The sequence below is a fragment of the Nonomuraea maheshkhaliensis genome (assembly GCF_039529435.1).
GTDB classification, from domain to species: Bacteria; Actinomycetota; Actinomycetes; order Streptosporangiales; family Streptosporangiaceae; genus Nonomuraea; species Nonomuraea maheshkhaliensis.
The window spans coordinates 39418-48816 of record NZ_BAAAMU010000077.1 but is presented as its reverse complement, the minus strand read 5'-3'; the positions used below and the strand labels follow the sequence as shown (position 1 = coordinate 48816).

The 9399-nt window shown below is 73.7% G+C and carries 7 protein-coding genes; all 7 read right to left on the bottom strand.

Annotated features, from left to right (window positions below):
• The coding region (locus ABFX54_RS37625; protein ID WP_346111524.1) for a GAF domain-containing protein at positions 1–1320 on the bottom strand (1320 nt) is incomplete at its 3' end.
• A gap of 24 nt (positions 1321–1344) precedes the next feature.
• Complete coding sequence (locus ABFX54_RS37620) at positions 1345–2136, bottom strand: ABC transporter ATP-binding protein (protein ID WP_346111523.1); 792 nt, start codon at positions 2134–2136, stop codon at positions 1345–1347.
• The gene (locus ABFX54_RS37615) at positions 2133–3860 is read right to left on the bottom strand and encodes a dipeptide/oligopeptide/nickel ABC transporter permease/ATP-binding protein (RefSeq protein WP_346111521.1); all 1728 of its coding nucleotides are present in this window, start codon (positions 3858–3860) and stop codon (positions 2133–2135) included. The genes ABFX54_RS37620 and ABFX54_RS37615 overlap by 4 nt, the downstream gene beginning before the upstream one ends.
• Before the next feature lie 4 nt (positions 3861–3864).
• On the bottom strand, positions 3865–4917 hold the full coding sequence (locus ABFX54_RS37610) for an ABC transporter permease (RefSeq protein ID WP_346111519.1): 1053 nt from the start codon (positions 4915–4917) through the stop codon (positions 3865–3867).
• Between the two features lie 9 nt (positions 4918–4926).
• A complete protein-coding gene (locus tag ABFX54_RS37605; protein ID WP_346111518.1) occupies positions 4927–6534 on the bottom strand; it encodes an ABC transporter substrate-binding protein in 1608 nt (535 codons plus the stop codon).
• On the bottom strand, positions 6531–8108 hold the full coding sequence (locus tag ABFX54_RS37600) for a hydantoinase/oxoprolinase N-terminal domain-containing protein (RefSeq protein ID WP_346111516.1): 1578 nt from the start codon (positions 8106–8108) through the stop codon (positions 6531–6533). Before ABFX54_RS37600 ends, ABFX54_RS37605 begins: the two co-directional genes overlap by 4 nt.
• Positions 8105–9337: an S-methyl thiohydantoin desulfurase family protein gene (locus tag ABFX54_RS37595; RefSeq protein WP_346111515.1), complete on the bottom strand. Its 1233-nt coding sequence runs from the start codon at positions 9335–9337 to the stop codon at positions 8105–8107. The genes ABFX54_RS37600 and ABFX54_RS37595 overlap by 4 nt, the downstream gene beginning before the upstream one ends.
• Positions 9338–9399 lie beyond the last annotated feature (62 nt).

The window sequence follows — 9399 nt, the reverse complement described above, 5'->3', positions numbered from 1 at the left end:
CTCAACGCCGAACGCGCGGGCGCGGCGCTCCAGGTCGTCACGGCGGCCCGGCTGTCCGTCGAGGATGTCCGCGACGAGGTCGGTGAACAGCCGGCCCTCGGCCCGCGCCACGGCCTGCTGCTGCAGCTCCAGCAGGGAGCACACCTGCGCGGCGCGCTCGATCGTACGGCGGTCGACCGGGCCCAGCTCGAAGTCACCGGGCCCGAACAGCAGCGCCCCGAAGTCCTGCGCCCCCGCCCGCTGCGCGCCGACGGCGGCCAGGTCGCGGTCCGCTCCGGCGGGCACCTCACGGTCCGCTCCGGCGAGCACCTGGCAGTGGCCGGTCCGCGCGCCGGCCGCGACGGCGTCCCGTACCGGCGGGGTGAGCTCGACCGGGCCGCCCGCCCGCGCGCTCATGAACGGCGCGGCGGGCCCCGACGCGGCGATGACGCGGTCCTCCGCGTCGATCACGGTGACGCCGCGGCCCAGGGCCGAGGAGAGCGCCCGTACGAGCTGGCCGAAGCCGCCGCCGTCCAGCACGACCTGGATGAGCTCCCGGTGCACCGCGCCGGCGCGGTCCCGCTCGGCCAGGTGCTCGGTGAGCCGCTCCAGCGCCGCGCGCGCCTCCTCCTCGGAACGCCACAGGTCGCGCAGCGTGTGCGCGGTCCGCAGGACGACGGAGGCGTGGTCGGCCAGCGCCGACAGCAGCGCGATCTGGTCGGGGGTGAACGAGCGCTCCTCGCGTGTCGCCACGAACAGCACGCCGAGCACGTCGTCGCCGGACACCATCGGCACGCCCAGGATGGAGACGACGCCCTCCAGCTCGACCGCCCGGTCGATGTCCGGAACGCGCCGGTCCTCCAGGTATTCGCTGTAGCGTGGCACCCAGCGGGGCATCCGCAGCTCGATGACCTCGCCGGCCAGGCCGTAGCCGGCGGGCACGTTCAGGTGGCGGAACTCGCCGCTGTAGGCGCCGGCGGTCGTGCGCACGTTGAGCTCCCTGGTCTGCGCGTCGTACTCCGACAGGTACGTCACGTCGCAGCCGAGGATCTCGTGCGCCCGCTGGACCAGCCGTTCGAGCAGCGCCCTGCCGTCACGCGCCGCGGCCAGCTCGCGGGCGCTGGCGAAAAGGGCGGCCAGCTCGTGCTCGCGGCGGCGCAGCCGTACGTGCTCGCTGTGGGCCCGGTGGACGTGCTCGCGCGCCTGCTCCTGACGCGGGGCGGGCACGCCCAGCGTCTCCAGGGCGGCGCCGAGGTCGCGGGGGCTGACGGCGCCGTCGCCGGTGACGGCGCCGAGCACGGTGGCCAGCGCCTCCGACCGCGCCGAGATGTCGTCGCGCACGTTTCCTGCCTCCTCACGCGGCGGTCAGACCGCCTCCTCCCGGTCGAACGGCTCCCCCATGACCGGCACGGCGGCCAGCAGCTCGCGCGTGTACGGATGCTCGGGCGCGGACAGCACGCTCTCGGTCTCCCCCGACTCCACGATCCGGCCGTGCCGCATGACGCTGACGGTGTCGCACACATACCGGACGACGGCCAGGTTGTGCGAGATGAACAGGATGGTCAGGTCCAGCTCGGCGCGCAGCTCGCGGAGCAGGTTGAGCACGATGCCCTGCACGGAGACGTCGAGCGCGGAGGTGATCTCGTCGGCGATGACGACGTCCGGCTCGGCGGCCAGCGCCCTGGCGATGGTGACCCGCTGGCACTGGCCGCCGGAGAAGGCCGAGGGCAGGTCGCCGGCCCGCTTCGGGTCGAGGTGGACCAGCGACAGCAACTCCTCGACCCGGCGTTGCCTGTCCGCCTTGGACGGGCGGCGGCCGGTGGCGCGCATGGCCTCCGCGATCGAGGCCCCGACGGGCATCCGGGGGTCGAGCGCCGCGTACGGGTCCTGGAAGACGAGCTGGACGCGCCTGCGGGCGGCGCGCGCGGCGGCGGAGCTGCCGGCGATGTCGGCGCCGTCCAGCCGGATCGTGCCGGAAGAGGGTCTGACGAGCCCCACCGCGGCGGCGGCCAGGGTGGACTTGCCCGAGCCCGACTCGCCGACGAGCCCGTGGATGCCGCCGGAGGCGACGGTGAGGTCCACGCCGTCCACGGCGACGTGCGTGCCGGCGCCGTGCCCGTACCGCACGCTCAGGCCGGCGAATTCGAGAGTGCTCACGCTCGTGCCTCCTCGGCGACGCCGCCGCTCTCGTCGATGACGGGCAGCGGGCGGGATCGGTCGGTGCCCATGTGCGGCACGCACGCCACCAGGGCCCGCGTGTACGGGTGCCGCGCCTCGTCCAGCCGCGCCGCGGCCACCTCCTCGACGATCTGCCCGTCCTTCATCACCAGCACCCGGTCGCAGAACCCGCTGACCAGGGCGATGTCGTGGGAGATGAACAGGATGGCGCTGCCGGTCCGCCGCCGCGCGTCACGCAGCACGCGCAGCACCTGGCGCTGCACGGTCACGTCGAGCGCGGTCGTCGGCTCGTCCGCGATGACCAGCCGCGGCCGGCCCATGAGCCCCATCCCGATCATGGCCCGCTGGCGCATGCCGCCGGACAGCTCGTGCGGGTACTGGCGGGCGCGGCGCTCGGGGCGCGCGATCCCGACCGATGCGAGCACGTCCCCGGCCCGGCGCCGGGCCGCCGCCCTGGGGACGCCGTCGTGGGTCCTGCTCACCTCGGTGAGCTGCCGCCCGACGGTGAGTGAAGGGTTGAGCGAGGTGAGCGGGTCCTGGAAGACGACGGCCAGCTCCAGGCCGAGTCTGCGGCGGTCGGCGGCGCGTGGCACGGCGGTCATGTCGATGCCCTGGAAGCTCAGCCTGGTGGCGTCGATCGTGGCCTCGGGGCCGAGCAGGCCGGCGATGGCCATGGCGGTGACCGACTTGCCGGATCCCGAGGCGCCGACGATGCCGACGGTCTCGCCGGGCCGGATGGTCAGGCTCACACCGCGTACCCGCTCGACCAGGTCGCCCCGCCGGTCGGGGAAGCTCACCCGCAGGTCCTCGACCTCCACCAGCGCGCCCGGATCGCCGCCCGCGGCGCGTGCGCTTGCTTTGCCCGCCTTGTATGGCTTCGAAGGCGTTCTTGAGGCGGACTCGCCGGTCAGCGAGCCGATCGCGTTGAGGATCAGGCCGGTGAGGACGATCGCGATGCCGGGGCCGAGCGCCGCCATCGGGTTGACGTAGATGCGCGCGATGCCCTCGCGCAGCAGGCGGCCCCAGTCGAAGTCAGGGGCCTGCACGCCCAGGCCGAGGAAGGACAGCCCGGCGAAGGACAGCAGCGCGGTGGAGGCGTACGCGGCGGTGTTGACCAGCATCGGCGGCGCGATGTTGGGGATCACGTGCCGGACGATCACACCGACGGGCCCGACGCCGACGATCCTGGCGGCCCGGACGAAGTCGCGCCCGGTCACGGAGGAGGCCAGCGTGTACGTCAGCCGCGCGATCGACGGCACCCCCGCGAACCCCACCGCCAGCATCGCGCCGCTCGCGGTCGCGCCCCAGATCACCGAGAAGAACAGCGCGAGCAGCAGCCACGGGAACGACAGCAGGATGTCGATGAACGCGCTGACCAGCCGCCGCAGCGGCCGGGGCAGCGCGGTCGCGACGACGCCGAGCACGATCCCGCCGGCCACGGCGACTGCCGTGGCCCCGAGCGCGAGCAGCACCGACAGCCGGGCCGCGATCAGCACCCGGGCCAGCACGTCGCGGCCGAGGTCGTCGGTGCCGAACGGATGCGCGGCACTCGGCCCCTGGACCCGCTCGGCCACGGAGGTCGCGGTGGCGGCGTCGCCCCACACGTACGGCGCCAGCACGATGACGAGCAGCAGCGCGAGCACGCCGAGAACGGTCACGACGCCTTGCGGGCCGCGCAGCCCGCGCAGGAGGCCGGAGCGCACGATGTCAGCCCTCCATGATCGACGAACGGGGGTCGAGGGTGGCGAGAACCAGGTCGATGAGGAGATTGAGGCCGAGGACGAGGGCGGCGTAGACGAGGACGACCCCCTGGATCATCGGGTAGTCCTTCGCCGTGATCGACGAGACGATCGTCGACCCGAGCCCGGGGATGACGAACACGGCCTCGATGAGCACGGTGCCGGCCACGAGCCCGGTGAGGATGAGCCCTCCGGTCGTGAGCGCGGCGGTGATCATGTTGGGCAGCGCGTGCCGCAGGTAGAGCAGGCGCGCGGGCAGCCGTTTGCCGCGCGCGGTCGTCATGTACGGGGTCTCCAGCACGGCCAGCATCTCCACGTGCACGATGCGGGCGAGATAGGCCAGCGGCCCGACGGCCAGGGCGGCGACCGGCAGCACGGCCTCGGCGGCCCCGCCCCAACCGGCCACCGGCAGCGCGTTCAATGTGACGCCGAACAGCGCGATGAGGCCGACGGCGAGCAGGAAGTTCGGGACGGCGATCAGGCCGCTGAGCACCCAGGAGACCCCGGCGCCCGCCGCACGCCTGCGACCGCCGCGCGCCGCGACCGCCGTGGCGACCCCGATGGGCACGGCGCCGAGCGCGGCCACGAGGAAGGAGAGCACGGAGAGGGCGAGCGTGGTGGGGAAACGGTCGGCGAGCGTGCCGGCCACCGGGCGGTGGGAGCGCAGCGAGACGCCGAGGTCGCCGTGGAACAGGCCGGTCAGGTAGCCGGTGAACTGCCGCCAGGCCGGCTGGTCGAGGCCCAGCTCCGCCCGCGTGCGTTCGACCAGCTCGGGGGTGGCGCTGGGGCCGAGCGCGGCGCGGACGGGGTCACCGGGCACGAGGTGCACGACGAGGAACGTGGCGACCACGACGACGGCGAGCGAGACCAGCGCCCGGCCGAGGCGGCGCAGCACGAACGAGGTGCGCGGCGACAGCCTCGGGAGGGCGTGGCGACCCCCCCGGCGCGCCTGGTCCGGCCCGGCGGGCACGGCCGGTCCTGCGGGCGGCGGCCCATTGGGGGTGGCCGGGGAGATCGCCATGGTGTCACGTCACCCCAGCATCCTGATCGTGGTGGGCGCGACGAAGTTCGGCTGCTCCAGCTCGACGCCCGACAGGTACGTACGCTGCTCGTTGTCGGCCAGCGGGAACACGTCCGTCCGCTCGACCAGCGCGGCCTCGGCCTGCTGCCACAGGTCGCACGTCGTCTCCGGCGTGGCGGTGGCGGCCTTCTCGGCCAGGGCCTCGTACTCGGGGTTGTCGACGAACATGAAGTTGTTGCCGCCCTTGTCGGGGGTCGCCCCGGCGAAGAACGTGCTCACCGTCACCGGCCCGCCGGGCGCGATCTGCACGAAGCCGGTGTCCCAGTCGAAGGTCTGGAACAGCTGCTCCGACCAGGCGTTGGCGTCGTTCGCCGAGAGCTTGGTGGTGACGCCGAGCTCGTCCCAGGTCTGCTGGACGAGCTCGGCGGCGGGGGCGTGCGTGCCCGTGGCCGCGTCGTAGATGAACTTCACGGTCAGCGGCTTGCCGTCCTTCTCCCGTTTGCCGCCCGCGCCGAGCCGCCAGCCGGCCTGGTCGAGCAGGGATCCGGCCTTGGCCAGGTCGGTGGCGGGCAGCGTCCACTTCGGGCCGCCGGCCACGCACAGGAGCGGGTTCTTGACCACCAGCGACTTGGAGTCCGTCGCGGACCCGTCGCTCACCACGTCGCCGATCGCCTTGCGGTCGAGCGCCGTGACGAGGGCCTGGCGGACGAGCGGATCCGAGGTGGGGCGCTCGGCGCGCTCGTTGAACAGCATCTCGCCGACCGGGTTGCGCACGCCGACCGAGCCGAGCTTCGCGCCGTCGAGGCGCTTGCGGTCGGTGCCGAGGACGACGGCCGCGTTGATCTCGCTGGAGAGCAGCAGGTTGGCCGCGGTGCTCTCGTCGGTGACCACGCGGATCTCCAGGCTGTCCGGCAGGCCCTTGGTCTGGCTGGTGACGCCCTTCGGGCCCCAGGCGTAGTCCTTGCGCTTGGTGTAGGTGTAGGTGGAGCCGGGGGTCGAGCCGCCCAGGGCGTACAGGCCGGTGCCGTCGGTCGTGGTCTTGAGCTTCGCCGGGTCGGCGAGGCCCGCCCCGCACACCATCTCGACCGTCCCCGTGTTGGCGAGCAGGAAGGGGTCGTTCTCCTTGGTGGTGACGGTGAGCGTGTTCCCCTCCGCCTTGGCCGAGACGCCCTTGTGGATCTGGGAGCCGTAGTAGAAGGTCGCGTGCTTGGGGTCGGCGTGGTAGTTGATGTTGTCGGCCGCCGTCTGGGCGGTGAACGGCTTGCCGTCGGAGCAGGTGACGCCGTCGTGCAGGGTGTAGGTGATCTTCTTCTCGCCCAGCTCCCAGCGGGTGGCCAGCCAGGGCTCGAACTTCCCGTCGGGGGTGGAGTAGACGAGCGACTCGTACGCGTACCCCACCATCTCGCGGGCCGCGAGTGAGACGCCGGTCAGCGGGTCGAGGTGTCCGGGGTCGGCGGAGATCGCCTTGACGAAGACGCCGCCGGAGACGTACGTCCCGGCCCCCGTCCGCCCGGCCGGGGCGGCGGAACCGCCGCTCTGCGCGGAGCCGCACGCCGTCAGGCCGGTGGCGGCCAGGATGACGGCGACTGTCGCGGACGCCTTGCCGTGTCTGCTCATGTCGGTTCCTTTCGTCCGATGTGGGCCACCGGCCCCGCGGCCTTGACCGCGACCTTGAGCGTGGGCTGCGTCACGTACGTCACCGGCGTCTCCAGCACGTCGATGACCTCGACGCGGGCGGGGTCGGCGCCCGCCTGCACGGCCTTGTCGATCGCCGCCCTGCTGGCCTCCTCGATGGCGGCCACGCGGTCCGCGACCGCGTACAGCCGGTCCGCCCGGCCGCCGGCCAGGGCGATGGCGGCGCCGACCGCGTTCGCGACCGCGCCGCGCTCCGGCCTGACGACCTCGCTGGCGCCGAGGACCCGGTCGGGGACGAGGAACTCGCCGCCGCCGACCACCACCAGCGGCATCCCGGTGCGGCCGAGCGACATGCGTTCGACGGCCGACTCGATCCGGTCGTGCGCGACGGCCAGTGCCTCCGCGAGCCCCTTGCGTACCGGGCGGTCCAGCGGCGGCAGCTCCCGGCCCGCCACGACCGCGCCGGCCGTGGCCGCCGCGTCCGTGAGGGTCGGGGTGGAGCCGCCGAACAGCAGCGCCTCCTCCGCGATGCGGTAGCCGACCGAGTCGGTGCCCGGCGTGCCCGCGGCCACGTCCACGATGGTGCCGCCGCCGACGCCGAGGCTGAGGATGTCCGGCATGCGGAAGTTCGTCCGTACGCCGCCGACCTCGCGGGGCAGCGTCGACTCCCTGGGGAAGCGGCCGACCAGGACGCCGAGGTCGCTGGTGGTGCCGCCGACGTCGATGACGATGGCGTCGTCCGCGCCGGACAGGGCGGCGGCGCCGCGGATCGAGTTCGCGGGGCCGGAGCCGATCGTCAGCACGGGGTAGCGGGCGGCGTACTCGACGGCCATGAACGTGCCGTCGTTCTGCGCGAAGAACGTGGCCGCGTCCAGCCCGTGCTCGACGACGACGGTCGTGAGCGCGGAGGTGATGTCGCGCGCCACCGCGTAGAGCGCGGCGTTGAGCACGGTCGCGTTCTCGCGTTCCAGCAGGCCCAGCGCCCCGATCTCGCTGCTGAGGGAGATCGGCACGTCCACGCCCACGTGGTCCTGGACGAGCGCCTCCACCTCCAGCTCCTGCTCGGGGAACGACGGGCTGAAGATGCCGCACACGGCGACCGCGTCGAAGCGGCCCTCCAGCTCGTCGAGCAGCCGGCGAATGGCGTCGCGGTCCAGCTCGGCGATGGGGTAGCCGTCCACGAGGTGCCCGCCGCCGGCCAGCACGTACCCGGCCAGGACCGCCTGGCGCAGGTCGGCCGGCCAGCCGGCGAGCGGCGGGTGGACGGTGGAGGCCGGCGCGCCGAGCCGGATCACGGCGACCCGGCCCAGGTCGCGGCGGCGCACGATCGCGTTGGTGGCGTGCGTCGTGCCGAGCATCACGCGGGAGACCGCGTCCCGGTCGGGGCCGAGCTGGTCCAGCACGGCGGCCAGGCTCGATCTGATGCCGCCGGTGACGTCGCCGGTGGTGGGGCTCTTGGTCCAGGCGATGGCCTCGCCCGACGGGGAGATCACCACAGCGTCGGTGTTGGTGCCGCCGACGTCGATGCCGACGGACAGGTCGGTGCGGGCGTTCATCGGCGTCCTCCCTCGAACGGGACGTAGTCGAGGTCGTATCCGAAGGCCCTGGGGCCGGTCAGCTCCAGCCCTCGCTCGGTCCGCCACAGCGGGTCGCACGCCCACGCCAGCACGCTGACCCGCTGGCCGAAGCGGAGCAGCTCGGTGGAGATCGCCTCGCCGGTCTCGGAGTCGACCACGGTGATGAGGTCGGGGACGCTGGCGACGACGACGCCGTCCTCGATGATCACCAGGTTCTCGTTCTGGATCTCCACCCGGGCGAGGCGGCCGCGGTCGGAGCCGACGCCCTCGACGGTCACCGACCCGCGGGTGAAGCCGCCCTCGGTGTTGCGCTCGACGTCGATCACCTTGCCGGAGACGACGACCGTGGCGGCCAGCTCGGCGGCCAGCTCGGAAACGGGCTCGGACGCGGCGAGCAGGCGGCGGCCGACCTGGACGGCGCGGCTCACCGTGCCTTCGATGACGGCGCCGGGGGCGGTCTCGGCGGTGAGCACGTAGTGGGCGCCGAGCGAGATCGCGCCGCTGGCCACGGTGATGGCGCGGGCGTGGCGCTCCAGCCAGGCGAGGTTGATCGTACGCAGCACCGAGACGTTGCCGATGGTGTCGGCCATGACGGCGAACTCGCTCGGCAGCCCGGCGACGTTCATCGAGATCATCGTGCCCTGGGGGAAGGCGCGGCCCATGCCGTCCGCGTCGAGGACCTTGAGCCCCATCCCCGCGGCCCAGCCCACAGGGGCCACGCCGTTGCTGCCGCCGATCTCTGCCGCCATCACCGCCGTCATCGGGCGGCCCGTGATCCGCTCGACCTCGCGGACGATCGTCTCCGTCTGGCCCTCGGCGGGCAGCATCTCGGTGCCGACGGACGGCGCCCCGATCGCCGACAGCACGATCACGGCGTCGTCCCGGGTGAGCTCGCCGACGGTGACGACGGGCACCGGGCCGTGCTTCTCGATCGCCGACTCGACCGCCAGTTGCTCGGTCTGGACGGCGCCTCCGCCGCCCGTGCCGAAGACCGCGGCGCCGGCCGCGAGTGCGGCGACGTCGGCCGCGGCGATCTCGCGCAGGCGCGCCGGCGCGGTGGTCCCGGCGGTCGTGCCGGTCGTGGCGGTCGAGCGCGGACGCGCGGCTGTGGCGGGCGGGTGCGCGGACGTGATCGTGGCGGCGGGCGGGTGCGCGGGCGGGTACACGGGCGCGCCGCCGCCTCCGGTAGGCAGGTCCTGGTCGGGCATGTCTTGAGGCTAGGGAGCCGGGTCAAACCCAACAATGTGCCGAGCACCCAGAGAAACACGCC

Excerpts from the sequence above, each read along its gene's own strand:
- ABFX54_RS37605 (WP_346111518.1), bottom strand. The coding sequence starts at position 6,534 with ATGAGCAGACACGGCAAGGCGTCCGCGACAGTCGCCGTCATCCTGGCC.
- ABFX54_RS37600 (WP_346111516.1), bottom strand. The coding sequence starts at position 8,108 with ATGAACGCCCGCACCGACCTGTCCGTCGGCATCGACGTCGGCGGCACC.
- ABFX54_RS37610 (WP_346111519.1), bottom strand. The coding sequence starts at position 4,917 with ATGGCGATCTCCCCGGCCACCCCCAATGGGCCGCCGCCCGCAGGACCG.
- ABFX54_RS37595 (WP_346111515.1), bottom strand. The coding sequence starts at position 9,337 with ATGCCCGACCAGGACCTGCCTACCGGAGGCGGCGGCGCGCCCGTGTAC.